Raw genomic sequence first — 269 nt, forward strand, 5'->3', positions numbered from 1 at the left:
TGACCCGGATGATCGCCGCGACGGGCCCGAACAGTTCCTCCGCGTAAGCCGGCATGCCCGGCCCGACCGCATCGAGGATCGTCGCCGCGTAGGCGGCATGCGTGCCGGCGACCGGCGCGCCGCCGAGCAGCACCTTCGCCCCCCTGCCCACGCTCGCCTGCACCTGCCGGTGCAGTTCGTCGCGCAGGTCGGCGCGGGCCATCGGCGCCAGCGTGGTGTCCTCGCGCTGCGGATCGCCGGGCACGCGTGCGGCGGCGGCGGCGACGAAC

The 269-nt window shown here is 76.2% G+C and carries 1 protein-coding gene; it reads right to left on the reverse strand.

Features of this window, described 5'->3' with window-relative positions:
* The coding region (locus tag SB773_RS32075) for an aldehyde dehydrogenase family protein (protein ID WP_410594383.1) at positions 1–244 on the reverse strand (244 nt) is incomplete at its 3' end.
* Positions 245–269 lie beyond the last annotated feature (25 nt).

This window comes from Bacillus sp. SIMBA_074 (genome assembly GCF_046534555.1).
Classification (GTDB): Bacteria; Bacillota; Bacilli; order Bacillales; family Bacillaceae_G; genus Bacillus_A; species Bacillus_A mycoides.